We start from the raw sequence: 25,826 nt of genomic DNA, 5'->3' as shown, positions 1-25,826 counted from the left end.
ATTGCCACTTACCTATCTGATCGATTCTATCCCTTCCAGTCGTTTAGCGTTTAGTTACGTGTTGCAAAAAGCCTTCTTAATACAACAGCCCCCAGTGTTGTGGAAATTGGTACTGTAAGAAACATTAAAAAACGAAGTTGAGCATTAGCGTATAAAGGCTCGCACTGTCATCCTTTGGGGCTGATGAAAACGCGCCAGAGCTATTATTGTAGGCGTTGAACCTTTGCCATTCTGCATTCAGGGAAACGTTGTAATCTAGGTCGTATCTCAACCCGAGTAAGAAACTGTCTCCACTTTTTTTATCCCGACTATTAAACTGCTGACCGTAAACAATATAAGGAGTCAGCTTGTTTACATTATAACTTGTTGTCGCGTACCAAGATGAGGAAAGATTGCTGGTCTGTCCTTCTGCCATAATCACAATGTTATCGAGCTCGTATCTTAACCCTAGAGAAAACAGATCGATCGTGTTGTTTTTTTCTGTTTCAACTAGACGGTCAATGATTGTGGTTCCGCCACCGGGAGTGGACTGCTCAATGTTAGAGAGCGTCGTTGTTTGATCATAATCGCCGTGGAGGTAGGAAAAATTCCAACGATAGCTCTCTCCGCTTAGCGTTAAGTTCATCCCTGCAGTATTGTTTGACTCAATTTCCAATTCAGTACGTTCATTGATGGTTACGTCACTATTGTCTTTAAACCCGACAAACGGCATGGCGGTAAGTACGACTTGCTCATTGAGGTCATGAATCCAGCGTGCAGATAGGCCGTTATAAGCCGTGATACCTAGAATGCTGTCATATACCTCATTCGGTGGGCGGGCTTGGGTAAAAGCGTGGCCGACATAGTTGTACTCAGACATCAAAAACAGTGGCAGTCTTAAGCGTCCTCCTCGTATTTCTATGTTTTGATAGGTATAAGCCAAATACGCCCACTCGAGCTGAGGCGAGCTCCAATGGTCTTGCGGGCGCTTTACGACTTGTGCGGATGCCCGAAATGCCTTGTGAAAATAATCGAGCTGCATGCCGAAAGTGGTATCGCAATCGAAACAAGATTCATCGCCAATAAAGCGGTTAACTAGTAACGTAGTTGGGTTATCGGATTTTGCCCACGAAGTAGAGCCAAAACCACTTAAAGAAAGTTGTTCTGTTAGTTCAATCGTGGCTGAGCTCGGAAAGGTCGCGATACTCAGCGATAACATGGTTAAATATTTTTTCATATCAATTCTCCGAGCTAACCACACATAAAACATGAGCATTACTAGGGACGCTCGATGTTGGGGCATAACCAATTCTATTCGGCTTCTCTTGCATCCATGCTATGAGGTCATCAATGCTGGAGCGTGCAATCACTTTTGGCGGTCTAGCTTTACCTGAAAAAGACAAGCTTGCCCAATGCGCGTTCATTTGCGCTAAATTTTTGTTGAGAAGATAACGATAGAACTCAGCTCTTTCTGTTGATGTCGCAGGCCAGTCAGAGAGTTCAATTCGCTGGCCTTGTAAAAGTTGCGTCTTCCCTCTGTACAACTTTCGCGCTTTATTGACAGTGAGCGGAGAGAATTCGTCATTAAATGAGAAAACGGCGTAGCTCTCTGCAGCGAGAGCTTGGCAATTTAATGAAAGAAGGGCAATCAGAATAAACAGATAGCGTTTTATGTAACGCAAAGGAAAAGCAACGCGAGAATGATTTCTACTCATAGAATCCACCTACATTGCTTGTTCAATTTGATACAACAGTTTTTCTTTGCGCACAGGCTTTGGTACGTAGGCATCCATTCCTGAATCAAAGCAGCGTTGAATGTCATCATCTACGACGCTTGCTGTTAATGCGATAATGGGCGTCTTAGCTAATCCTTTACTCGCTTCATAAGCTCTAATTTGCCTAGAAGCTTCAAACCCATCCATTATGGGCATCATGCAATCCATCAAAATAACATCAAACTTTCCATCTTTTTGGAACATTTCGACTGCAATTTGTCCGTTTTCTGCGACTTCGAATTGATAGCCTGCTTTAGATAGCAATAGAGAAGCCACTTTCTGGTTCACTCTATTATCTTCGACAAGCAAGATGCGTTCGGAGCGAATAGGCGTTACCGTTGCTTCTGGTTGCTCAGAACTTGCAGGTAGTTCATGAGTTTTATCGGGGGTGGTGTTCTCTTGGTGTGGTTCAGCAGGCGTCGTGTTGGAAACACGTAACCCAATTGCCTTATCTAACTTCTCTTTAAGCAACCCTGCTTTAAACGGTTTGGGCACATAGTCATCCATTCCAACGTCAAAGCATTTTTGTATATCATCATCGACCACACTTGCCGTTAGAGCAATAATTGGAATTCTGAAAGCGCGTTTTTCTTTTACTTCTATTTGACGAATTATTTGGGTGGCTTCAAATCCATCCATTACGGGCATCATGCAGTCCATTAAAATTAGGCTGTACTGATTCTGTTGAAATTTATCAACCGCTTCTTGTCCGTTTACTGCGACATCAAAGTCGAAGCCAGCTTTTGTGACGTGTAGCCCCGCGATTTTTTGATTGACCGTATTGTCATCAACGACCAAAATTTTCGGCAGAGATTTAACATGTTGCGCTGAAGTGCTCTCTTGTTGTGCGTGCGAGAAATTTGCCGCACAACTTTCAAGTGCTTTAATTAAGCGCTGCCCTAGTAGTGGTTGAGTGACCAAGGCGCTGATATTGTTTCTAAAGTCGAATTGTGGGCTATGAAGGTGCTTGATGAGGCAGACACGAATGTTTCGTTTACAAAGGCTTTCTATCTCATCGATATGCATCGCCGCTGCATTTGGTGATGCTTCTACATGAATAACGATAACGCGCTCGTTATCAATCCACGTTGGCAACGCACTTAAGGTATCTACTGACTGCGTTATATTGATGTTGAAAAAACTTAACTCGTTACGCAGTTTTTGTTCTAGTTGAGTACTGCTGCATACAATCCATATGTCGTTGTGATTCAGAGCGTGATAAGCGTTAAACTCTTGAGTCACAACAGGAGCAGTTAGTTCAAAGAAGAAGCGACTGCCTTTACCTTTCTCGGATTCAAGTTGAATTTCTCCACCCATTAGCTCAACTAATTGCGTGCTAATGGCAAGCCCAAGTCCAGTTCCCCCAAATTGTCGGGTAGTAGAGTTATCCTCTTGGGCAAATGGAGCAAATATTTTCTTTTGCTGCTGGGCATCAATACCAATCCCAGAATCTTTAACGGAAAACTCGATGACCGCTTCACCATTTTTTATTTCGCGGGTGATGACCGATAGCTCTACACTGCCTTGTTCGGTAAATTTTACCGCGTTAGACATGAAGTTCATGACAACTTGGCGTATACGATGGTCATCCAACATTACGTGGTAAGGCGTGTTACGGCTAATGTTGACTTGCACATCGATGCCTTTTTCCTTTGCTTTCGGTGAAATGATAGAAGCAATGTCATAGATAGACTCTCGAACACAAGTTGAATGTGGGCTAATGAGCAACATCCCAGATTCAATTTTTGAGAAGTCTAGAACGTCATTAATTAAACTCAAAAGCAGTTGGGAGGAGGTTTCAATCGTGTCGACGTAATCGCGTTGTGTGGCAGTCAGGGAAGTATCGGATAACACTTCAGAGATGCCAATAACGCCATTTAGCGGCGTGCGGATCTCGTGGGACATGTTGGCCAAAAAGCTACTTTTGGCTTTACTCGCCTTAATTGCATCATCTTTTGCTTGTTCTGCATCTTCTTTAGCTTGTGTGAGCTTTAGTCTGGACAACATCCGCTCATCACTAAGCTTTTTTACCTCTCGAGCAAACTTACTCAGCTCGTCTTTACCCTTTATTAGTTGAGCAAGAGGTGAATTTTCAGTGTTACTTTGTTCATTGCTTTCGTTACTGAGAAATTTGAGGACTAGATTCAAGTTTCCAGTAACTTTTCGCACCAATCTTAGCGTTAAACTTACGACCAACAGCGTTAAAAGGCTCATCATTGCGATAAAGGTAAAGCGGTGCTGTGTCGTCGTGTTGATTGTCTTTGATATATCATCACTCAGCTGTTGTTCCATTTTGTCGTCAACACTTTGTAATAACGATAAGCGTTTGTTGAGTGCAGATAACCCCGCATCAATCTCATCCGGGGTTAATGATTTGAGTTGAGCTGGTTGCAATAAATAGGCACGAAACTCTTGGCTTTTGATAAAGACTTCACCCGTAAACGTCTCAATGAGCAGATCTACTTGTTGTTGATTGGCATTTAGCGTCACAAAACGCTCTAGAAATAGTTGTTGGTTCTGGATTAAAGATTGGATAGAAGCCTGTGTTGTGAGGTCATACTCGTTATTTTCCTCTGAAGATCGAATCAAATATTCGCTTAATCTATGCTCTTCAGTAGACCAAAACATCAACCATTCAAGTTGCATCAAAGAAGAAAGGTGAGTGTTTGTTTCATAACTCACATTTCTAAAATAGACTTTGTCTAAGCTCATGAGGATTTCTTTGAACGTATCAGCTCGCCACTCTGCCGCATCTAACTTTTCTTCTTGATTTTGCGAAGAGAGCATCGAGAGGGTTGCTTCCTCAAAGCTTGTCAACTGGTTTAGTATCTCAGCGTTTTCACCGAATACTGGTGCTGCAGTGTCGCGTAACAATTGAGATATCTGCTGAGTTTTTAGTTGCTTATCTATTACATCAGGGTTATTCGGTAGGTGATAAAGCGAAGATACGCGGTCGATGTAGACAGAGAATAACTGTGCTTTTTGTAGTTCCTGAGCCTGGATAGAAAGGCTTTGTACATGTTTACCCGCGAGGACAAGCAACAATAAAATTGGCAGCAAAACCAACCCAAATAGCTTTTGTTTTACCGACAGGTTGTTCCAAGAAAAGATTCCTACCACGCGCATTTCCATATCCAAGAAGTTGATATGAAAAGTGTAGTTTATTTATCTCAGATGTTAGATTTTAAGAGAAAATTCATATTAATGAGGTGGGGGAAGTGTGACCGATATTGCATTACGAGTACTAACGCGCTAAGCGGCAATAGTTAACAAAACGGCGTTCTAAGCAAAGTGATTGACGCTTTGAGCGCCACTCCCTCGTTGGTGTTCAAATGCAATCAATTCCTCGGCAGGTACAGGTCTACCTAAGAAAAAACCTTGTACGACGTCACAGTGGAGAGACTCCATTCGTGTGAGTTGAGTTTGAGTTTCTACGCCTTCGGCTACTACTTTCATTCTTAGGTTGTGAGCCATGGATACAATCGCGCGAACTAATGAATCGTCTTGATCGCTTTTTCGGATTTGAGCGATAAATGAACGATCAATCTTGAGCCCGTCAAAAGCCATATGTTGTAGGTAGGCAAGGGCTGAATACCCCGTACCAAAGTCATCTAGCCAAACTTCCACTCCGATACTTTGTAGTTTTTTAAGCACATATTGAGCTTTCTCTGTATCATCAATAAAAAGTGACTCTGTCACTTCAACATGAATGGTTTGAGGGGCGACATCATGTCGTCGTAAATACTTAGAAAATAATTGACTTAAATCTTGGCGATAGATTTGTCTTGGGGACAAGTTTAATGCGATGTGAAAATCAGTACCGAAATGTTCTGCCCACATTGCCCGCTGAGCAACTGCCGTCTCAATGATATGTTCTCCAAGCTCCAATATTAAATCACTTTGTTCTGCGATCGGGATAAACGATTCTGGACTGATATAACCTTTCTCGGGATGATTCCACCTAACCAATGCTTCGACCCCAATTAGGCGATAAGTTTTTAGATCAAATTGTGGTTGATACCACAGCTCGAATTGAGACAAATCACGTACTGAACGACGCAGTTCTCGTTCTATGTATAAACGTTGTTTAATCGTTTCATCAAACGTGGAATCGTATATCGTCATAATGTCTTTACCGCGTCTTTTAGATTCCTGCGCCGCAAGAGAGGAAAGCTGTAAAAGAGACTCTGCGTTTGAACCAAATTCTGGATACACAGCAATTCCGAGGCTTGCCGTAATTTGAATATCGTTCTCTTCCAAACTAAAGGGAGAGAGTAGTTGGCGATGAATAGCGTGCGCTTTTTCTCTAGCTTCATGATTGTCCGAGCACGGAAAGGCCAGTACAAATTCGTCCGCACCTACTCGACTTACGATGGTAGAAAGGCGGTAAAGCGGCTTAAAATAACTCGGCAAACGGCCTTGAAGCTCTGAGGCAAGATGGCCTAGCAATTTATCCCCAATGTTATGTCCATAGTTATCGTTAATGTGCTTAAAGTCATCCAAGTCAATAAACACAACCGCGAGTGAGGGGGATTTGTGGTCAGTTATTTGCGTTTGAATATCAATGAGTAACTTTTCTCGGTTTGGCAGGGAAGTCAGAATATCGTGGTACGCCATGAACTCAACTCGGCTGGTGTATCGGTTCACTTTGTTTGACATTTTGTTGTACGCCGAAATAAGTTCTCCCACTTCATCTTTGCTTTGTATGTCAGTGACTGGCAGCGCTTGGGTATTTGACTCTGAAAATTGATCTTTTAGTTGCTTGAGTGGTTTAGTTAACGACCGCCCCAAAGCATAAGCGATGATGCTACCGAATAGAACGGATATCCCACTGATCGTTAGCAGCAAGTTAAACATCTTCTGTTTATCGTTTGAGGTAATCGCTTGGACTTGTTCAATATTCTGTTCTTTCTCTTCCAGTAGATGTATCAAGTTAAGCTCAAGATACACCGCCCCAAGAGTAATGTTTGATTGCTGAATCGGCGCTGCGATCTCCAACTGATGCTTGGAAAAGGAAACGAGAGTTCTAGATTCTTCTATTGCTTTCAAAATAAAAGGAGAGCGGTAATGAGGTTGGGCAAACATCCTTAGCTGAGTAGTGCCGTCGTGAAAGATTAGCCCTTCATTGTCAACAACATGTATTTTCGAGACATCTGGCTGGCTCAATGTTGCCTTAATTTGCTCATACGCTTGACTGATATTGTCTGTATAGAGTGGATCAAAAAGCTGTTTTGATAATAGCTCTGCATAAACCAACCCTTTTTGCTTAACGTAAGATTCTGTTTTTTCTTGAGAGTTGTTCGTGATTTGTTGAGTTAAGCTATTTGAATACGCATCGTAACCGTGCATGTATAACGCAAGATTTATCACCACAACAAACAAGACAACGAACATTGTCGAGCAAATGTATTTGGTTTCGAGTGAGAGCTTTTTAAACATCAATCCACCTTCGGTAACAAGTGAACTGACTTGCGCACTGTACTTAAGGAGGCTCGCATTTCTGGAGTAAGCGCGCTGAATTTTTTGGTGTTCTGAAACTTTTTAAGTGCGAGAGAGCCTTCGTGAGTTGTATCCATATCAAGCAGTATTGACGTGATTTTACGCTGTTGCTCTAGGCTCATGCTTGGAGAAGCGAGAATTAAATCCCTGGGTATTTCAACAGAACGAGAAAAAATCGCTAGTTTGTCTTTCATGTTCTCTGGCAAATCTTTGGGATTGTTCCAGTTGAAGTTACTGAATGCTCCTGCTGCAACTCTCTGTTTATATACCCATACAGATAGGTTGATTTCATTTGACTGAGCGAGTTGCTCATCAAGGAATAAATAACCAATGCTGTCTTTGGCCGGTTTGTCATCAGGAGAGGGAAGGTATTGCAGTTTTTCTCCGTGATTCAGCAATGTAATCGCAGGTAGGTAATAGCTGCTGGTAGACGTGCGCTTTTCGAAAACAAGCGTTTTTCCGCGCAGGTCAGAAAATGACTCAATGCCACTCTCTTTATTAGTAAAGAACACCGTATGATATTTTTGCAGGCCTTTTTTCCATCGTATAGCAAGGATTTGGCTATTAGACTCCTTTTCTAAGGTCATCGCATTAAAGGGGGTCGCCGTTGCAATTTGAACGGTGCCATTTTCAAGCGCAACCGCGAGCTGACGATAATTTTTAAATACCTTTACCGCCCCTTTTGCGTAACCATATTCAGCCATATTTTCAGTTACATACTGAGTAAGGGGCGTCGCTTTTTTGATTTTGCTTTGGGCTTTATTGGACACAATGCCAAACGTGAATGTTTTCTCAATATTTTCTTGTGCACTGACGACAAAAGGTGAACTCAGCAAAGTGAGTAATAACAGAGTGCAGGCAGGTTTCATCCGGCTTCAACTTCCTTCTGGTGCATGTCAGTAATATTTAGTATTTATCAATGTGCCGAAATCAATCTTAAAAACAGTATGATGTACAAATTTCGTTGTGTGCGCACTTTTTATAATGTGACTTGGTCACTTATTCCGTTCAAATAGTACCGAATTTGACGTTTATGTACAGGATGAATGTATCACCGTGAGTCTGAATTCACTGGATTCTTGGTCAAGCGCTGTATTGGCTGTGAGCTAATGCGCCTTATGTATCGCTATTTTGTACTAAGAAAATTTTTCCAATTGTTTTTGATACTTTTTCTCGAGAGCTTCATTGCCTGCTGCACGTTCAAGTTGAATCATGAGTTGCAAAGAAGGCTTCTTTACACCATACATTTGATTGAATCTCATTAATCGAATTCTAGCTTCAGTATAATCACCGCTATCAATTTCTATTTTAGCGAGTTGCAAAATCGATTTTGGTCTATGAGGGTCATGATCGATAGCTCTAGTAAAGTAGTATCTCGCTTTGTCTTTATCTTGTGATTTTAGCGCACAAAAAGCTGCATTCTCATAGCTCGCTGGAATAAGGTAGTAATAAGGCTGCTCAATGGCTCGATTAAACATCTGATCGGCTTTTTCGAAGTCACCTCGCTTGCAAAGAAAAGTACCGTAGTTATTGAGCACATTTCCGTTTTTAGTGTGTTGGCGTAGAGAGCGTTTATACATCTGTTCGGCTTTAATATCTTCACCAACCGTTTCGTAGTAGTGAGCCATAGATAATTGCGCGCGATAGTATTGAGGTGCGTGGTTTAAGGCTTGTTGTAAGTTATCATGCGCGCGAATCATGTTACCGCCGTCTAAATAACCTAAGCCAAGTGCGATACGTGATTCTGCCATTGCCACAGGATCGGCTTTAACGACAGGGCTTCCATCTTCTTTCACCGTCACGCAACCCACGAGTGCAAACTGAGACAATAATAATAGTGCACCGAGCTTTGCTGTTTTCATTCTTTATCCCTACATCCCTGAATCTTTCTGCATGATATGAATTACTTAGCAAAAGCCTATTGAGGAAAAAACACTATGCGATCAGGTTTGCAAACTGTTATGAAAAAGCCGCCATATGGCGGCTTGGTTCACATATTACATTTCGGTAATGATGAGTGCTTTGTTTGCTTATTTTGAAGCTAATCGTCTTTAGTGAAAGCATCTTCACTGAAGTGATCGAGGTCGTACGGTGTTTGCTGATAAACACAGTAGTTAAGCCAGTTTAAAAAGAGGAGGTGTCCATGGCTTCTCCAGCTTGCAATTGGTGGGTTATCTGGGTTGTTGTTTGGGTAATAGTTGACAGGAATAGCGGGCTCCATACCTTCGCTTAAATCTCGGATATATTCATTATGTAAGGTGTGAGAATCATACTCAGGGTGTCCTGTGACAAAGACATTGCGTTTGTCTTTTGTGGTGGCCAAGTACACACCTGCGACATCCGATGTCGCTAAAATGTCTAAGTCAGTATGCTCTTCTAGAAAGTGAGGCGAAAAATCTGCGTAACGCGAGTGAGGAGCCAAAAACGTGTCATCAAATCCGCGTAAGATAGGGTGAAACTGATGATGGATTTGATGATGATAAACACCTGAAAGTTTTTCTTTACGCGTTTTTTTAGGTAGATCGTAGAGTAGCTTTAACCCTGCTTGCGCAGCCCAGCAAACATAAAGAGTAGATGTCACATGATCTTTTGCCCACTCCATGATGGTTTTGAGATGATCCCAATAAATGACATCTTCAAATTGCACCAAACCTAATGGAGCTCCAGTAATGATCATGCCATCGAAGTTTTTATCTCTCACCATTTCAAATTGGCGATAAAACGTGTCTAAATGTTCAGTTGGCGTATTTTTACTCGGGCGGTTATCAATGCGCAGTAATTCGACGTTAACCTGTAGTGGGCTGTTTGAGAGTAGACGCAGAAACTGAGTTTCAGTCTCTATTTTTTTTGGCATCAGATTAAGGATCAGCACTCTTAAAGGACGTATTTCCTGACTCGCTGCACGCGTTTCACTCATCACGAAGATGTTTTCTGTCCTTAATACATCGGTAGCTGGTAATTGATCTGGAATTCTAATTGGCACGACTTTCTCTCCCTAAGTATAGTCAATCTAGACGTCTATACTTCTAAAGCTAACTTAATTAAGTTTAGATGTCGATACGAAATCCGACTTTTCAATCTACTCTTTACATTATGGTAAACCGTACTCGGGGTTGTCACACAATTGTGACTAAAGCAGAGTTTCTGATGAGATAGGTTTGAAACGCAGTGTGTACTATTTGCTGGTAATTATGCGATCACGTTAATATGTGAAGGTGACTTCGTAGTAAGGAAGTCTCAAATTAATGAGCCATACTAAAAACAATCAGCTCACCATTTTGCATTAATGTGCATATTTGGAAACATCGTCAGTGGAGGACATTATGTTCGGTATTTTCAAGAGAAAGACAAAGATTCAGAGCATAGCTCAAGAAGTTCCTTGCGTGCTACTGCATTCTTTTGGTGATAAAGACATTTATACGCCGGAAGAGATTGATCAAGCTCTTCAAAAGCTGGGTTATGATAAGAGCAAGGATATCAGTCATTATCAGTATGCGTATGGAATGTTTGCCGATGAAGCCTCTTACGAGCTCCTAGAACTAACGGATGAGCTAGGTAATTATGGTCATTTCCAACGTGAAGTAGGTAAGATGCTACTCAATACACCTGAGCCGATTGATATGCATATCTACTTTGAAATTTCTCGTCAGCACCAAAACGTCAGCCTTTCACCTGGTCATCAAAAAGTAAGTGAAAGTGATGGTGTGTAAACATCGTTAGTGGTATTCCATCGTGAGATGAGTTGGGTATAATGCGCGGCCTAATTATCCGGACATGTTGTCGGTTACATTTCTGTTGAGCGTTAATGCCTTATGTTCAAAATGCTTGTCTCTATGCCACCAATGTTGGCGCTGTCGATAGCGATTGTATGTGAAGTGATTGCCACTTCTTATATTCCCAAAACAGAGCAATTTACGAAAGTAATGCCGAGCACAGTCGTTTTGATTGGTTACGGCATCGCTTTCTTCTTGCTTTCCGTCACAGTGCAAACAATGCCTGTCGGGGTTGTTTATGCCATATGGAGTGGTGCTGGGATCGTTTTGGTTGCGACGGTTGGTTACTTTGTTTACGGACAGCGTCTAGACTTACCAGCCCTAGTTGGTATTGGGTTTATCATCGCTGGTGTGTTGATCGTAAATTTATTATCCAAAACAGTAGGGCACGAATAACGCCACTCTACTTGTTAAGTGAATAAGAAGCCGCAGCGAGAAATTGCTGCGGCTTTTTAGTACAAATTCAATCGCTAATGGCGAGTATTGATATGATGTCTTATTGTTGCATTCATCACGGTCGCATTATGTGATTGAAAAACAGGCATTATTTAGCGCATTGAAAATACAAAGTTATGTTTCTTCAAACTTTAGGAAAGGGCAGTAGATAAATCACTCCGATAGATGTTAACGTGGCGACTCATCTTTACTGCTTTTTCATTCCCTACATATTTCTGCAAAGTTCTTATTGTGTAGTGTGTCGAGGAACCATAGAATCCGCGCGCTTTAATTTATGTTATTAGCGTTATCAATGATAAAAGTGCAGTCCATTATCATTGTTTTTATCACTTATAGATGGGCACATCTGACAATACTTACATGAACAAATACAAAAAGCCTGCATTCAAGGCCGAATTTCTTTTGCCTCGTTACTGGGGAACGTTAATTATCATTAGCGTGATGTACTTACTTAGCCTCCTTCCTTTTAAAGTTCAACTAGCTTTGGGACGCAACATTGGTCGTTTAGCTATGCGACTCATGAGAAAACGTCAAGTTACGATCAGACGCAATCTTGAGCTTTGCTTCCCTCATATGGAAGAATGCCAACGCGAAGCAATTCTAAAAGACAACATCGACAATACTGGCATCGCACTTTTTGAGACCGCAATGGCATGGTTTTGGTCAGATAAACGGGTAAACAAACACGTCACGATAAAAGGCATGGAGCATCTAGAGGCTTTAGAGAAGTCAGGCAAAGGTGCATTAATGTTGGCCGTACACTCAATGAATCTAGAGTTAGGTGCTCGAGCTTTTGGCATTAAAAAGTCTGGAACCGGTGTTTATCGCCCAAACAATAATCCGTGTTTTGATTATTTTCAGTATAAAGGACGCTCTCGCTCTAATCGTACACTGATTGATCGTAAAAACGTCAAAGCCATGCTTGAAGCACTTAAAACGGGTGAGCGGGTTTGGTATGCACCGGACCACGATTATGGTAACCGACGCTCGACATTTGCACCGTTATTTGCCGTTAAAAATGCTTGTACTACGACAGGTACAAGTTTGTTGGTTGATTCTACAGATTGCGCCATTGTGCCTTTTACGATGGTAAGAGGAAAAGACGGACACTATACCCTAACCATTAGTGCGCCCGTCGAAGGTTTCCCGAAAGAGGATCATCAACGCGCCGCCGCATTCGTGAATCAAATAGTTGAAACATCAATCATGGCAAGTCCGAGCCAGTATATGTGGCTTCATCGTCGGTTTAAAACTAGACCAGAGGGTGAGGACTGTTTGTACAAGCCTAGGCTCATCCCTAGCTTGGCATAGCACATAGAGAGCCTAAAAAAGCCCAAGGAACGTACGAACCTTGGGCTTTTACTTTCTATTCTTTTCGCTTTATAAGTAGCGATCTTTTAGGTGAGCTTGAAAGTGTTTAGCATTCAGTGTTTCACCCGTGGCTTGTTTTACCAACTCATCAGTGGTGAATAAGCTCCCTTTACTCCAGATGTTTTCCGAGAGCCAATTGAATATCGGAGCTAAGTCGCCAGAACGAATAACCGCATCTACATCGACGGTTTGTTTCATTGCTGCCATAAATTGTGCAGCGTACATCGCACCGAGCGTGTAGGACGGGAAATAGCCAAAACTTCCGTCCGCCTAGTGTAGAATCTTAACTGCATGCTACAATGCATAAAAAATTGAGAACTATACATGAAAAACAAATACTTACTTCCTCAGGTATATCTTTACATGCGTTTTTCTAAAAAGCGTCAAGAAGATGGTGATTCCTTAAGGCGACAAATGAAGCTTGCAGAGGAAACCTCGAAAAAGCACAACATCCCTATAAATGAAGATCTCATAATGAGAGACAGGGGACTGTCTGCTTTTAAAGCAGAACATATTAAACGAGGAGCGCTTGGCAAATTTATTGCTGCGATCGAGGATGGGCTTATTGCAGAGGGCTCCATACTCATTGTTGAGTCTATGGACAGATTAAGCAGGGATACCCCTCTAGCTGCTCAGATACAGTTTAATATTTTAATGTCAAAGGGTATTACAGTCATAACTGCAAATGATGGTTTAACCTACAATGAAGCAACATTAGCAACAGAATCAAGTAAGCTATTTTTGATCATGGGGAGTATGCAGCGTGCTCATGATGAATCAAAGCATAAACATATTAGATCGCTAGAAGCTATTGAAGCAAAAATCCAAGCCTTTAAAGACGGTGCTAAACCAAAATCCGTAGGTGGAGACCCACACTGGATTAAAACACAAGACGGCTATCTTCAATTAGATCAAGAAAGAGCGGACATAGTAAAGCTAATTGTTGATATGTATCTAAAGGAGCACAAAGGACTTAATCTGATTGCAAGAGAGTTAACAAAGAGAGGTTACAGTACGCCCTCAGGAAAGGGTAAAGCTTGGGGGGGCGACCACAATCAGAAAAATTCTTGATAATAAAGCTCTTTACGGACATAAGAAGTTTTCGTTGACGTATTTAAGAAATGGTCGCTACATCGCAGAACCACCATATGAACTTGATGACTATTACCCCCCAATTATTACTAAGGAAGAATATGACATCATACAAGTAAGGAAGGGAAACACTTCTGGTTCTAGAGAATCTTATGGAGAAGACGAAAATGTGTATCTATTGTCAGCCTACGGTAAGGGTAAAAGCGTATGTGCACATTGTGGGAAAAATACCCACACCCAGTATCAAAAACAAAAGAATAGGAAAAATGAGTATACAGGGAGAAATGTACAGCGCCTCCATTGCGGTAGACACAAAGAATCATCTGATTGTCAACCAAGCTTTATCTGCCAAGAACTGGAAATGGCTTTTATAAGAGCAATATGTACGCATATTAACCCCCAATTTTTGGAAAAGGAGAATGCTGGCAAAATCGACGAAGAAAGGCTTCGAAAGGACATCTCGATTCTAGATGCAAAAATTGATGCGCTACTTAAATCTATCGATGAGCTTGATTCGATAGATATCATTATGAAGGTAAAAGAAAAAATTAGAGCTTTTGACCTGGAAAAAAAGGAGCTTAACGGTTTACTAAACCAAAGTTATGACCACCAAACGGGAGTTGAAGATTTTCATAAAATGAGAGAGTTGGCAGAGAAGTGTATAGATATCAAAAACTCTAATGAGCGACGAACTTTTAAAAAAATCCTACTTCAATCAATAGATAAAATTACTATTAATTTTGAAGAGAAGTCTTTGACAGCTCAATTTATGAATGGGAATAACTTTTCTTTAGGTAAAGATGGGCAAGGGATATATCAGACGGTTACATTTTACAAGCGAAGGCTAAAGAACCATTAAATTGTACTCATTCAGACCTCATCTAGTTTTGGTGAAAATCGGGCGCATGTGTGCCCGATTTCTACCCGCTGGTTGCTGTTACAGAAGACTGTTTTTGTAGGCTAGAGCCCTAGTGTCCAACGAAATTGTTACCTTTTTAGGCTCGCTTTGATACCCCCCTTTTGGCCAGATATACCCTAATGACAACATCAAGGCCTTGAAGAGTTTGGTTGCCGCCGTCCGCGTACAATCTTTTTTCTGTTCGTTATCTGGTAGTAAGTGTTTAAATGCCCCCCAATTACCGAAAATTTCTGTGGCGATGCCATGAACTTGCGGGCGAGAAAGGACAAGTGTGTCATTATCACCTTGGTAGTCTGGATTTTGTAAAATCCGTGACTTAATGAACTTAGCTGGCTCAACAAGGTACTTGTTTTGGTTAACCCCGTTGGGATTCCAAATTTGTTTGTACAGTGCTTTGTTATAGAAAGCCTCATCAAATAAAATGTCCTGCTTGGTGATCTCCTCTAGTTGATAGTCGCGCATGATCTCGTACCTCTTGAGCATTGCCAGTTCTTCAAAACCCACTTGGTTGCTCATGAGTAGCCTTTCAGCCTCGGCTCGCGTGATCAGGCGTGCCGCCAAAATAGCCTTAATTCGCGCTTCGAGATCCTTAGCCTTTAGGAGATTGAATCGGAAAACACCTTCTTCAAGCTGCTCTTTGCTTGATTGTTGCACTTGGACATTGAAACCAAGCCGATTCAGGTTCCACATCATGCTGAGAGGTTGATTCGCATCGAATAATTTCTTCTTGTCTTCAAATTCATTGCGTAGGATGTCGCGGTCGGAGTCAGTGTCACAAAGCAGAGTAGGGACATAATTAAAATGGTCATTTTGAGTCAAGTAGAACGTAATATTTTTACTTGCACGGAAACGCCTTGAGAAATTGACCAATTCATCGATCCCCAGCACGAGGTCACTGACAACGTTAACATTGTCTGTAAATTCTGCTTCGCATGAGTAGCCAGAAGCTAGGCACGGTGATGCAATGATCATGTCATACTTGGTGCACTCTTCTGAAGGTGATGTCAGAAAACTCGCTTGAGCTTCCATGGTCTTGTTGCTGCCAGTTAGTACCAAAACCTGTTTCTTAAGTGCAACTTTTTCACAAGCTTGCCCACTCTTATCAGTCAATCCCATGTCTATCATTGTCATGCGCATTGACCTTAGAGAGTCGAAGAGAATGACATTTTCCCCTTTGAGCTTTCTAGATGTGTTGCTAAAAGCGGCAAATTTATTCGCAATAGTGACGTTGATGTTGGCGTATGGGTTTTGCTTCGCGCAGATGATTTGGATGCTTTTACGATGCTTACGCAACCAGCGTAGGGTGGTATCTGTAATATCGGCATCGGCAACAACGACCTTGGGAACCTTCTGGATCGCTAGAGTCAGTACGTCAAATACCTCGTCACGCATCGTGTCGTTATGACCACAGACATTGGCCATAACTTTTTCAAATTCATCGATAATGAGTATGTCGCAGTTCAGGATGACTGAAGCTAGATGATCTTTATAGGCACTGTTAACGACAACACCCAGTGACGTTGCGTTCTCGATCTCAAATAATGAGTCATTCTTGTAATTTACTGCTCCAACAGATTCACAAAGCTGCTTTACGAGAGGAATTAGGTACGAGAGATAAACTACCTTTTTGTTTTCAGTGGCTGACTTTATCAGTGGCTGCAATGCAAATTTGGTTTTCCCTGTGCCTGTTTTTCCTAGCAATACTGTTGTATCAAATTGAGTGTCTTCGATGAGGTAGCTGACATTGTCGAACGACTCAACTTCAACTAATCGGTCGAATTCAGTCACTTTCGTAGCATCACTAAGCATCGACTCATAATCGGCCTTTGTTTTGTTTAAGGCGTTGAGGAGCTTCTGGTAACCATTTGAACCAGCATCAAGGTAGTGCGATAGGCAAGATTCGGAAGTTTCGAAATGGAGTGGAATTTTCTGAATCAGATTCCTCGAGATTGAGTCAGCAAGCGTTGTGCTTCTGAAAAGTTTGTAGCCTTCGAGCAGTGTTTGAACTGTGCTGAGCCTGTCAAAATGGATTCCAGTTGCTAAATCAAATATTGGCAAACGAGCATTTTCCACGTTCTCTGCTAGTGCCTTTTCTGAAAGTTCAGGGTGCTTCTTAGAATCGATTACTATTTCAATGTCGCGTAGATTGGCTTGCATGTAAGACCTCGCGACCTCAAAAAAATTATTTTTTCCGTACATCGGAGCGACGATTCTTCGGTCAGAACATTCGTAATTAATACCATTGGATATGAGAATAGAGATTTTGTTCTCCTGAAGTTTTTTGATTCCGACATGTTCGCTAGTTGTTGATTCGTTTAAAATTTTCATAGTGTAAATTCTTATTGTTATGATTTTTGGGTACACCTTGCCTGACGTCAGATAGATGATCACTTAGTATCTGAACGCTAGAACAAGGGATTGGATTTTGATTGAACTAGGTTTGCTAGGTAAGCATCGCTGTGCCCTTCAAACTGTTGAACCTGTTTCAGTGCATTGCATTGAGTAGAAGCAAGTCACCTTGATACCAGCTAACCCAAAACTGCGTTTTGAATTGTTCGATGTGGCTCTGTAGGCGGCGTATGCACTTAAAGTTCAACCAATTGTTTGGCGTGAGTGAAGTGCACCTAAAAATGGAGTAGACCACTTTGGTTGAACGGTTGGTTCCGCTTGATATGACTGTTGAAACTGTTTGTTTTGTTGAGTTCCTGTCGAAGTATTGCATGACTTTGTATCGTTGATTTGAGCGAATCATACCCGCCTGAAAATGTGCTCGTCAATTCACTACTACTTATAAAATCAATGGATTAGAAAGTTATTGTCGGATTCGGTGTGTAATCAATCATTTATCTGATGAGTTTTTTTATTGAGGCTATCAAAGTTAGCAGGGTACGTTTCAGTGACTATTGAGAGGAACTTAGTAGTTTGCAAAGTGCGGTTCGGGATTTAAGAACTGATAGATGGGAGGATGAAAGGCATTCAATTAAACTTTCGCAACATCAAAGCTTTGATAGTTGCCTGTAGATCGCTTGAATTTGAGTGTGTTCTTAAATGAGCAGCTTTCTCTCTTTATATAAATAAAGAAAAGTCGCTAAACCAAAGCTGCTCTTTGAAGGAGGGCAATGGTTCATGAGTCCAACTCATGGTGTTGCTGCTCTGAAGTTTTTACGGTTTTTTGGGCAATTAAGTTGAGTATGAAACGATAAGAAATGTGTAGGCTATGTGGGTGACCTTAGCAAAACTTTTTGGTACAGGGAGTTTCTGATAGAAACACCTGACGTGTCACGAAGAAACTACCAATCGTCTGGCACATCTTTGCCCTATTCAGTGATAGCACAGTCTACTTTAACAACTTATTGCTAGCGGATATAAGGTTATTAGCATTGCAGTAATGACCATAAGTAGCTTGACTTCAATTAAGATGCTAGGTAACTGATGTACAATATAGTTTTCACCTAATACATTCACATTTATGATGTGAGTCACGGCTTAACGAGGTCTAAAATGAGATTTTATATAATCTTTGATAGCTTACTATTGTTTCAGTGTCTAAAGTCCATTTATGAATAGGAAAATCGATGTCCTCTACCCTGACAAAAAGAAAGTCAAAAGTCACATCTCCCATAGTATGGATTACTAGTACTCTATTAGTACTTTTATTCTCTGGGGTGGTAGGATTAGCAATCAGTCAATACTTACCACAATATTATCCAGAATTAGCTAAGTATCCAGCATTGCAGCCTGTTGTATTTGTATTGAGTATATTTTTTGGCTTGTTCGTAGAGTTAGTTATATGGGCTTATACAACGATTTCGGACATGAGGCGTAGAGTTCAAGAAGATATTGTAGGGACTATTGTAGAAAGCACTTCTGATGCATTTACTTCTTCTTTAATTGAACTGATGTTGCCTTCATCTTCAAAGGATATGGTATCCGCTAGGTTACATTTAAATAGAATAACTGATTACCTAAAAAAGTGTCACAATCAACCAAAATATATGCAACGTGCTTTTGCGTCATATTTTGAAACGACTATTACCACTTGGTCAGAGTCAGTCAATAAACTATTAGGCGAAGAAGGTCAAGTATTATCGATGAACGATACTGCGACACTATCAAAAACATTAATGGAAGGTGGAAGTTCGTATCTGATATTGGAGCAAGATATTTGTGATGCAGAAAGCGCTTGGTCTCCACAATTCGTAAACTTTATTGAAGATATTGGAGAAGACAAACATATAAGGTGTCAGTTTGTTTTATTGTGCACTACAGAATACTTGAGTGAATCAAAGAATTTAGATGTTTTTCAAAGAGAAGTTAAATTTTTGAAAAAGGCAAATTTTGAAGTGTTGTGGTGTGATGAGAAAAGGCTTTATCAAGAACTGAATGAAAAAATGCCTAAAGCCAACATCGAGATTTTTGATGATTCTGCTGTACTTATGATGGAGCCCGCGAAAATATATACGGGGGAGCTCAGAACCTGGCTTCGGTCTTTGGATGACAACAACGACTATAGAAAAACGTTAACTGCTATAAAAAAAATATCAGTGCAATGGCATCCTCGACTTATAGATAGACAATAAATATATAGGATTATGATTTTGGTTTTCGATTCTGTACAAAGTGCTTTAATTAACGTTACTCAAAGGCTACTCTCAAATGAAGCATTGATAACTAACCCTAGGGGAATGAAAACTCGAGAAATTATAGGTTTATCACTCGAGATAAGTAATCCTAGAAATCGTCTAATTTATAGAGGAAAATCTAAACCTTGGAGCTTGTCATTCGCCATGGCAGAGTTTTTGTGGTACATGCGGGGAGAAAATAGTCTGGCTACTATGGCTCATTACGCACCCTCTCTGTCGCAGTATTCAGATGACAATGTAACTTTAAATTCAGCATATGGATACAGAATATTCGGGCATCACAACTCGGTAGGGTATGATCAATGGGATCATGTAAAAGCGGTACTTAAAAATGATTCTGCATCTAGACAAGCAATAATTCATATTCGTACTCCGAATGATTCGAAAATCATATCTAAAGATCATCCCTGCACATTAGCTTTACAGTTTCTTGTTAGAGACAACAAGCTATATATGGTTACAACTATGCGTAGCAATGATGTAATGATAGGTTCGATGTATGATATTTTTGCCTTTACAATGATGCAGGAGTTAATGGCTTTTGAGTTAGGTTTACAACTAGGTAGTTATCATCATCAAGTTGGAAGTTGGCATCTATATGAAAAAGATCTGCATATAGCGGAGGAGTTTATAAAGTGTTCAAATAAAAAACTAATTGCTATGGATAGCATGACTGAAGGTGTATATGAACTAATTGAAATAGAGGAGAAATTAAGAAACCACCAACCTATTGAAGCTAGAGAACTATCAAAATATTGGCATGATTGGTATGTGGAATTATACAACTATAATTCATACTAAAATCAACTTAGTTTTGTTAACGAATACTATCATCAATCTTCTAAGGAGTTGAGTTAAAATGCTAATACTTGGACTTAATATCGGTCATGACCCATCAGCAGTTATTATCAACTCTCAAGGAGAGGTCTTATCAGCGATTCATGAAGCTAGAATAACAAGAAATAAAAAAGAAAGGAGCTTTCCTTTTAAATCAATTTTATATGTTCTTGAATCGTCTGAGGTAAGTCCAGATGAAATATCCCATGTGGCGTACTCAAACTATGAGGAAGATCACTTAAGTAGTGTTCGAGACAAATATTTATGTGGAATGGCTAGTTTAGATTTAGATGTAAATGAACTGATATTACATAGTATTAAATCAATAGGAATAACGAAAGCTTCAATTAATAAAGTTAATCATCATTTCTCTCATGCTTGTGCAGCACATTTTTCTAGCAATAGTGAAAGTACTTTAATAGTAACATGCGATGGTTTTGGAGATAATGAGAGTCTAACCATACGCAGACCATTATGTGAAGTCGTGCCAGAAATACCATTGATTAGTCATGGTATAACAAGTAGCCTTGGACTCTTATATCAATATGTTACAGGGGCACTGGGATACTCTATGCTCGCAGAAGAATGGAAACTATTAGGTTTAGAAAATAAAGGTAATCCAAGTAAGGTATCTAGTATTTTTGATGATTTACTAATTATTGATAATCAAGAGGTATCTTGGAACCTACAGAAGTTAAAAAATTGGTTGCCATCTGAACTTGATAAATATGACGATATGTTAGTTGCCAGAGCCCTAAGGTTATATCTAGAGTATTCTTGTAAACAGTACAAAATAGAAGATGTAGCCGCAGGGGTTCAAAATTTAGTGGAAAGTACCATTTTAGGTATAATATCTAACAGTTTAAGAACTTCTGGAGATAAGGTCTCTTTAGGTGGTGGTTTATTTTTAAATGTTCGATTAAATCGATTAATCTCAGAGCTTACTGGTGTAACGAGAGTTAATATTTTCCCAGCTGCTGGGGATGGAGGTAACGCTCTCGGTTCTGCCTTAGGTTTACTACAAAAAATAACTAATCAATTTCCTAAAATTGAATTTAAAGATATATTTTGGGGAAGAGACTACAAGTATGAGGTTAGTGATATACTCGATCGTTATTGTCACAAATACCTTAAGTCTGATTCAAAAGATACAATTAAGAAAGTAGCCAATAGTATTGCTAAAGGAAACGTGGTCGCATTGTTCTTTGGAGGGAGTGAACATGGCCCTCGAGCCTTACTAAACCGTTCATTTATTTGTTCTGCTAACTCTTTATCTGCTTCAGAAATGCTGAACTCAGCTTTAGATAGAGAAACATTCATGCCATATGGGTGTAGTCTATTAAAGTCGGAATTTGAAGAGTATGTAATTTCTCCTACAGACGGGAACTGTCTAAGTCATATGCTAATGGCCCCACTGGTTAATGAGCAGTTTGCCGATGCATTTCCTGCTGTTGTACACCCTACTAGAGAAGGTGGCTACTCTACTAGACCTCATTTAGTTGATGAGATAGATAGTTGGAAGTATGACTTATTGTTGGAAGTACAGCGTCTTACAGGTAGTTCTATAATTATAAATACCTCGTTTAATTTGCATGGTGAGCCAATTGTAGAAACGCCAGAAGATGCCTTGAAAACGTTTTCAGCCGCTGGCATAGAAAATAGCATGTTAGTCATCGAAAATAATATTGTACATTTAGGTGATGTATTACCAATGTATAGCTCTTCGCGAATATCAGGAAAAGGTACAAGCAACCCTAGAAGGCGGAATGAAACAATATTTTTGAGAATCCGCGGTGAGGTGGAAGAAGTTGAACAATTATTTGATTCTTTAATACAGTTAAACCTGAAGGTCGACAATAAACAACTATATAAGCATGAGAAAGATACCCATTTACTTATCCTCTTATCAGGAACAGAAGCGACTCAAGTTGTGAATGATTGGTATACTAAGCTAGAAATACGTTTTCAGAAAAACATTGACTTAAAAGACACTTTAAATTCTTATCGACAGATCGTGGCCAGCCATAATTATGATTCTTGGGCAGGAATGTTTCAATATTACGCTGATTTTCTTGTTCAGATCGATTTAGAAAGTGCGATAGAAAAAATAAGATATCTAGATAAGCAATCGAGTTTTGCGATTGTTGGGCTAATACTTGACTTAGATTCAATCAATGTAGGTGATGCCCAAGTATCCATACCAAAAAGTGACGTAGCTGTTGTATGGGGGACAAAGGTTTGTATTTCAGATAGTGAATACTTGTATGTATATTCACCTAGAGGATTGGTGGGTTTAAGAGAGCTAGTCAAAGATAACTTTTCTCTTTTTAAGAATAGAGATTGGAGAACTATTAGAGAGAAAGGGGGTATTCTGGTATTTTCTCCCTCTGCTGATGATGAAAGAAATTGGATGTATTCTATCGATAAGGCTATGGGCTGGGGAATAGATGCACTTATATGTTGTGCACCTTTTTATTCGGATTTGCAAACAAAAAAGCTTATTGAATATGCTAATCATTTTAAGATTTCTGCAATTGGTGGTTCAGACTTTATGACTAAACCAAGTAGATCTAATGTGTGGGGGAGCCAGAATCGGTTGATTGGAAGGTTCCTTAATCGTTTCCCAGGGTTAGAAGTAAAATAATTACTTACGAAGTATGTTGTTAGGATTTTTTTTATTAAACAAATAATTTGCATTTTCAATAAGGAAAACGCGAGTTATTTTGTTTTTTTCAATTAACTGCCAACAGTCTTTGCAAATTCCATAGTGTCCCCAAAGATAAAGGTCACAATGAATTAGGCTTGATAACTTCTGCTTTGCAGACTGTATAGCTCGAAATTCAGCATGGTTATGAGGTTGACATCCTTCACATAAGTGGTAGTCCTCTCCTGTCTTAGAGTTCATTACTATTCTTCTACATCCATGTTTTATATGAGTTTCTGAACCATTAGCACCAAAGCCTAGCTCCTTGCCATCTTTAACTATAACAGCTCCTGTGGGGACGAACTTATCAAGAGAGGTTGATTGCGCGACTTCCTTAGCTCGTTGTATCCATTTGTTGTCTTCTCTTGCATAGCCGACTGTTCTTGAGTGGTGTTTATATGGATACTCGAAATCATCACTCATTGCTATCACTCAGTTTTTTATACATGTAGATTTTACTTTGACCTTGATAGCAATCTTTTATTTCACCTATCGTTTCGTAACCTAGTTTCTCGTAAAAATGTTGTGCCTGAAAGGACATTGTATAAAGTTCAACACCGTTTACTCCTGCCTTCTTTGCAAACATTTCTGCTTCATCCATCAGTTTTTTTCCTAGTCCGAAGCCACGATATTTTTTATCAACCCACAAAATATCTACAAGTAACAATCCCCATTTTGTGAAAGATTCGATTCCAGCAATTATTTCGCCTTCCTGGTTTCTAACAGTAACCTTGAACGGTTCAGAATGAATATTGATATAGTCACTATTGTGCAATTCGAGCATATCGAAAACATATTTTACGTCTTTTGTATCAGGTTCAAAATCGAATATTAATTTTTCTTGCATGTTGTAGCACCTTGTCAAACTGATATGTATATATGATATTTGTTATATTTTAAATATGGTATTACATTATGTCGATTGATAGTCATGAGATTTATCACATTAATGATGTTTTCTTGAGCCCTTGATCGTGATACGTTGTTTGTACTTTTACTATACAAAGTACTTGCTAACTAAAGCTTTGTTCTGTTGAAGGTCTCAATTTGTTGCTTTAGTTAATAGTATACTTCCCTTGGCCAAAGATAAGATCCATGTAGACTATATAATAAAAGTGCGCACTTCGGTATTTACGATTTCGTGTTTCCACTATTATTCAAGCATGTCTAATTCTGATATGTCCTTTCAGTGTATATCTCCGTCTTTGTATGTTGTGCCTGATTGCCACTTAGGTACTAAAGCTCGTCACCGTAAATTGAAGATGTCCAAGGACGTGTTCACGCCGATTTCGACAAGAATCAAGGGGCTCTGATTAATCTGATTCAACTAAGATTTCTAACCCTCCACCGTACTCTCAGTGAAAGCCTGATAGAATTAATGTGATTATGATTTTCGACTATAATTAAAGTTATTTGTCAGGAAGCGTAAGTATGGATGGCTTCAGTCTAGTGATGCTGTTTATTGCTGGGTCATTGATTTCACTTAGCCTTTCAAGCTTTCGTCGTACAGCGGAAAAAAATCGGCAGGAAGAGATAAACCGCAGCTCCAGGCGAATTAATCAAAAGGTGAATGAGTATCTAGAACTCGGAATTAGGCCTATTGATTCAGAGATTCGCAGTAAGCGTAATGAGTATATGCTTGAAGATGCAAGTTTTGATTTATATCGATACAAGTCGACTGGTCGAGTCGCAGGGCATGGGTTCCGATACCGAATGAGAATTGCTAAAGGGTTGACGTACAATGCTGGAGTGGGACAACTGCACGCAAATAAAGACTGGCAGAAGGATGATAAGACCCTAGTCACTATATCTAATCAAACAATAATTCGTACATCAACCACGAGTTCAAAACGATTTAGCTGGACATCATTGGCAAAGTTGGAAGTCTTTGCTAATGGGTTTGTTTTGACACCCTCAAGAGGGGCGGTGTTAATGTTTGAATGTGAAGAGCCTACATCTATACACCATTCTGTTTTAGCCCTACTTTGTATGGAGCAAGAAGAATCTGGCACTCTTGCTACAGCGCATATTCTACAGGGATAGGATGATAACGGTAATGAAGAGTCTCAAAGTTCAGACTCCTCGAACGACAAGACCTTCCATACAAACGATTTTGCAAATGAAGATGGAGTTAACTCTTTCTATAAGCGAAGTGCTACTTGCGACGCTCATGGTACTCGCTCTGGAGATCATGAAACGACAAGTAGATCTATGTCTTATGAGGTTGTTAGAGAAAAAGAGAAAGTTGCGAGAAAGCTGAAAAAATGGGCAGTAAATCAGCATCAAATTAATGCGCAGATTCTTAATGTGTTCCTTAAGTTGAGGAGATATGGGAGTGACCGAGTCACAGTATCAATGATGCGGAATCAACTACCGAACATAAAGAGTTTTCAATCAAACTTTGATCAAATGAAGTCCATATCTCCCAAAAATCATGGCAAAGTATTTGATGTATCAGGAGACGAAGTGACGATTTGGTCTATCGTTGAAGCAGAAGTACTCGAATACGAAAGAATGGTAATTCCTGATATTGATTGCTGATTGATCAATTTCTTTGACTTGCAATCATATGAATATTGGCGCAGCTTTGTTCAAATGTTTGAAACAGCCCTCAGTCTTCGATATTTCTTAGTTGTTTCATTAAAAACTCTGTGAAATACAGTGGCATTTCAATGTTTAGTGTCTCGGTCGTTGGAGTCCCTTTGTAGTGGCATAGTGAATTTGGTCACTTAGTTAGAGGTGATATCATCACCTCATAAGTTAACAGGTGACATTATG

General features: G+C 40.0%; 20 protein-coding genes and 1 pseudogene. 10 read left to right on the top strand and 11 right to left on the bottom strand.

The genetic code is table 11. The features are described 5' to 3' along the window. Positions 1-124: 124 nt before the first annotated feature. The 7 genes from R8N28_RS20320 to metA all read right to left on the bottom strand — a co-directional run bounded on the left by R8N28_RS20320 (position 125) and on the right by metA (position 10,236). Positions 125-1,216 (bottom strand): hypothetical protein, encoded by a 1,092-nt coding sequence (locus tag R8N28_RS20320; RefSeq protein WP_025766727.1) that lies wholly within the window; start codon positions 1,214-1,216, stop codon positions 125-127. A 1-nt stretch (position 1,217) separates the two neighbouring features. Continuing rightward, positions 1,218-1,694 (bottom strand): hypothetical protein, encoded by a 477-nt coding sequence (locus R8N28_RS20315; protein ID WP_017633987.1) that lies wholly within the window; start codon positions 1,692-1,694, stop codon positions 1,218-1,220. A gap of 9 nt (positions 1,695-1,703) precedes the next feature. Then, on the bottom strand, positions 1,704-4,880 hold the full coding sequence (locus R8N28_RS20310; RefSeq protein WP_082240147.1) for a response regulator: 3,177 nt from the start codon (positions 4,878-4,880) through the stop codon (positions 1,704-1,706). Positions 4,881-5,036: 156 nt separating this feature from the next. Further along, entirely contained in the window at positions 5,037-7,193 is a 2,157-nt protein-coding gene (locus R8N28_RS20305; protein ID WP_065274439.1) for a GGDEF domain-containing phosphodiesterase, read from the bottom strand. Beyond that, positions 7,193-8,122 (bottom strand): phosphate/phosphite/phosphonate ABC transporter substrate-binding protein, encoded by a 930-nt coding sequence (locus tag R8N28_RS20300; RefSeq protein WP_005377794.1) that lies wholly within the window; start codon positions 8,120-8,122, stop codon positions 7,193-7,195. Before R8N28_RS20300 ends, R8N28_RS20305 begins: the two co-directional genes overlap by 1 nt. 267 nt (positions 8,123-8,389) lie before the next feature. Next, a complete protein-coding gene (pilW, locus tag R8N28_RS20295) occupies positions 8,390-9,115 on the bottom strand; it encodes a type IV pilus biogenesis/stability protein PilW (RefSeq protein WP_062730688.1) in 726 nt (241 codons plus the stop codon). Between the two features lie 179 nt (positions 9,116-9,294). After that, on the bottom strand, positions 9,295-10,236 hold the full coding sequence (gene metA / locus R8N28_RS20290; RefSeq protein ID WP_005377792.1) for a homoserine O-acetyltransferase MetA: 942 nt from the start codon (positions 10,234-10,236) through the stop codon (positions 9,295-9,297). A gap of 340 nt (positions 10,237-10,576) precedes the next feature. On the opposite strand from metA, the gene R8N28_RS20285 reads away from it, so the two are divergent. The 3 genes from R8N28_RS20285 to R8N28_RS20275 all read left to right on the top strand — a co-directional run bounded on the left by R8N28_RS20285 (position 10,577) and on the right by R8N28_RS20275 (position 12,793). Then, entirely contained in the window at positions 10,577-10,963 is a 387-nt protein-coding gene (locus R8N28_RS20285) for a DUF6559 family protein (protein WP_005377791.1), read from the top strand. A 123-nt stretch (positions 10,964-11,086) separates the two neighbouring features. After that, positions 11,087-11,422 carry a DMT family transporter gene (locus R8N28_RS20280; protein ID WP_069593657.1) on the top strand — a complete coding sequence of 112 codons (336 nt, stop codon included), beginning with the start codon at positions 11,087-11,089 and terminating at the stop codon, positions 11,420-11,422. A 420-nt stretch (positions 11,423-11,842) separates the two neighbouring features. Then, positions 11,843-12,793, top strand: a complete 951-nt coding sequence (locus R8N28_RS20275) for an LpxL/LpxP family Kdo(2)-lipid IV(A) lauroyl/palmitoleoyl acyltransferase (RefSeq protein WP_064369089.1) — start codon at positions 11,843-11,845, stop codon at positions 12,791-12,793. A 69-nt stretch (positions 12,794-12,862) separates the two neighbouring features. On the opposite strand, the pseudogene R8N28_RS20270 reads toward R8N28_RS20275, so the two are convergent. After that, positions 12,863-13,120, bottom strand: a pseudogene (locus tag R8N28_RS20270) (carboxypeptidase M32); the annotation flags it as partial. A 57-nt stretch (positions 13,121-13,177) separates the two neighbouring features. Between R8N28_RS20270 and R8N28_RS20265 the strand changes: the two are divergent. Continuing rightward, on the top strand, positions 13,178-13,924 hold the full coding sequence (locus R8N28_RS20265) for a recombinase family protein (RefSeq protein ID WP_065274441.1): 747 nt from the start codon (positions 13,178-13,180) through the stop codon (positions 13,922-13,924). Between the two features lie 34 nt (positions 13,925-13,958). Further along, a complete protein-coding gene (locus R8N28_RS20260) occupies positions 13,959-14,804 on the top strand; it encodes a hypothetical protein (RefSeq protein ID WP_162780827.1) in 846 nt (281 codons plus the stop codon). A 78-nt stretch (positions 14,805-14,882) separates the two neighbouring features. Here the strand turns inward: R8N28_RS20260 and R8N28_RS20255 are convergent, their stop codons facing one another. Then, positions 14,883-17,192 carry a hypothetical protein gene (locus R8N28_RS20255; protein ID WP_065274444.1) on the bottom strand — a complete coding sequence of 770 codons (2,310 nt, stop codon included), beginning with the start codon at positions 17,190-17,192 and terminating at the stop codon, positions 14,883-14,885. A 1,247-nt stretch (positions 17,193-18,439) separates the two neighbouring features. Here R8N28_RS20255 and R8N28_RS20250 point away from each other — a divergent pair. Genes R8N28_RS20250 through R8N28_RS20240 form a run of 3 tightly spaced genes read left to right on the top strand, consistent with a single transcriptional unit; the run spans position 18,440 to position 22,988 of the window. Then, the gene (locus R8N28_RS20250) at positions 18,440-19,444 is read left to right on the top strand and encodes a hypothetical protein (RefSeq protein WP_065274445.1); all 1,005 of its coding nucleotides are present in this window, start codon (positions 18,440-18,442) and stop codon (positions 19,442-19,444) included. Between the two features lie 18 nt (positions 19,445-19,462). Continuing rightward, positions 19,463-20,308 (top strand): thymidylate synthase, encoded by an 846-nt coding sequence (locus R8N28_RS20245; RefSeq protein ID WP_162780828.1) that lies wholly within the window; start codon positions 19,463-19,465, stop codon positions 20,306-20,308. A gap of 58 nt (positions 20,309-20,366) precedes the next feature. After that, positions 20,367-22,988 carry a carbamoyltransferase C-terminal domain-containing protein gene (locus tag R8N28_RS20240; protein ID WP_065274447.1) on the top strand — a complete coding sequence of 874 codons (2,622 nt, stop codon included), beginning with the start codon at positions 20,367-20,369 and terminating at the stop codon, positions 22,986-22,988. Here R8N28_RS20240 and R8N28_RS20235 read toward each other — a convergent pair whose 3' ends face one another. Together R8N28_RS20235 and R8N28_RS20230 are read right to left on the bottom strand one after the other, a co-directional pair. Then, positions 22,989-23,471 (bottom strand): deaminase, encoded by a 483-nt coding sequence (locus R8N28_RS20235; protein WP_065274448.1) that lies wholly within the window; start codon positions 23,469-23,471, stop codon positions 22,989-22,991. Beyond that, positions 23,464-23,895 (bottom strand): GNAT family N-acetyltransferase, encoded by a 432-nt coding sequence (locus R8N28_RS20230; RefSeq protein ID WP_065274449.1) that lies wholly within the window; start codon positions 23,893-23,895, stop codon positions 23,464-23,466. The genes R8N28_RS20235 and R8N28_RS20230 overlap by 8 nt, the downstream gene beginning before the upstream one ends. 584 nt (positions 23,896-24,479) lie before the next feature. Between R8N28_RS20230 and R8N28_RS20225 the strand changes: the two genes are divergently transcribed. Together R8N28_RS20225 and R8N28_RS20220 are read left to right on the top strand one after the other, a co-directional pair. Further along, on the top strand, positions 24,480-25,091 hold the full coding sequence (locus R8N28_RS20225; protein ID WP_065274450.1) for a hypothetical protein: 612 nt from the start codon (positions 24,480-24,482) through the stop codon (positions 25,089-25,091). A gap of 168 nt (positions 25,092-25,259) precedes the next feature. Then, the gene (locus R8N28_RS20220) at positions 25,260-25,589 is read left to right on the top strand and encodes a hypothetical protein (RefSeq protein WP_065274451.1); all 330 of its coding nucleotides are present in this window, start codon (positions 25,260-25,262) and stop codon (positions 25,587-25,589) included. Positions 25,590-25,826 lie beyond the last annotated feature (237 nt).

The sequence above is a fragment of the Vibrio sp. Vb1554 genome (assembly GCF_033344235.1).
Note: the sequence above shows the minus strand (reverse complement) of the source record. Positions and strands in the feature narration are given on the sequence as shown.

Coding starts and splice junctions, on each gene's coding strand:
- R8N28_RS20320 (WP_025766727.1), bottom strand. CDS start 1,216: ATGAAAAAATATTTAACCATGTTATCGCTGAGTATCGCGACCTTTCCG.
- R8N28_RS20315 (WP_017633987.1), bottom strand. CDS start 1,694: ATGAGTAGAAATCATTCTCGCGTTGCTTTTCCTTTGCGTTACATAAAA.
- R8N28_RS20310 (WP_082240147.1), bottom strand. CDS start 4,880: ATGCGCGTGGTAGGAATCTTTTCTTGGAACAACCTGTCGGTAAAACAA.
- R8N28_RS20305 (WP_065274439.1), bottom strand. CDS start 7,193: ATGTTTAAAAAGCTCTCACTCGAAACCAAATACATTTGCTCGACAATG.
- R8N28_RS20300 (WP_005377794.1), bottom strand. CDS start 8,122: ATGAAACCTGCCTGCACTCTGTTATTACTCACTTTGCTGAGTTCACCT.
- pilW (WP_062730688.1), bottom strand. CDS start 9,115: ATGAAAACAGCAAAGCTCGGTGCACTATTATTATTGTCTCAGTTTGCA.
- R8N28_RS20285 (WP_005377791.1), top strand. CDS start 10,577: ATGTTCGGTATTTTCAAGAGAAAGACAAAGATTCAGAGCATAGCTCAA.
- R8N28_RS20280 (WP_069593657.1), top strand. CDS start 11,087: ATGCCACCAATGTTGGCGCTGTCGATAGCGATTGTATGTGAAGTGATT.
- R8N28_RS20275 (WP_064369089.1), top strand. CDS start 11,843: ATGAACAAATACAAAAAGCCTGCATTCAAGGCCGAATTTCTTTTGCCT.
- R8N28_RS20265 (WP_065274441.1), top strand. CDS start 13,178: ATGAAAAACAAATACTTACTTCCTCAGGTATATCTTTACATGCGTTTT.
- R8N28_RS20255 (WP_065274444.1), bottom strand. CDS start 17,192: ATGAAAATTTTAAACGAATCAACAACTAGCGAACATGTCGGAATCAAA.
- R8N28_RS20250 (WP_065274445.1), top strand. CDS start 18,440: ATGTCCTCTACCCTGACAAAAAGAAAGTCAAAAGTCACATCTCCCATA.
- R8N28_RS20240 (WP_065274447.1), top strand. CDS start 20,367: ATGCTAATACTTGGACTTAATATCGGTCATGACCCATCAGCAGTTATT.
- R8N28_RS20235 (WP_065274448.1), bottom strand. CDS start 23,471: ATGAGTGATGATTTCGAGTATCCATATAAACACCACTCAAGAACAGTC.
- R8N28_RS20230 (WP_065274449.1), bottom strand. CDS start 23,895: ATGCAAGAAAAATTAATATTCGATTTTGAACCTGATACAAAAGACGTA.
- R8N28_RS20225 (WP_065274450.1), top strand. CDS start 24,480: ATGGATGGCTTCAGTCTAGTGATGCTGTTTATTGCTGGGTCATTGATT.
- R8N28_RS20220 (WP_065274451.1), top strand. CDS start 25,260: ATGTCTTATGAGGTTGTTAGAGAAAAAGAGAAAGTTGCGAGAAAGCTG.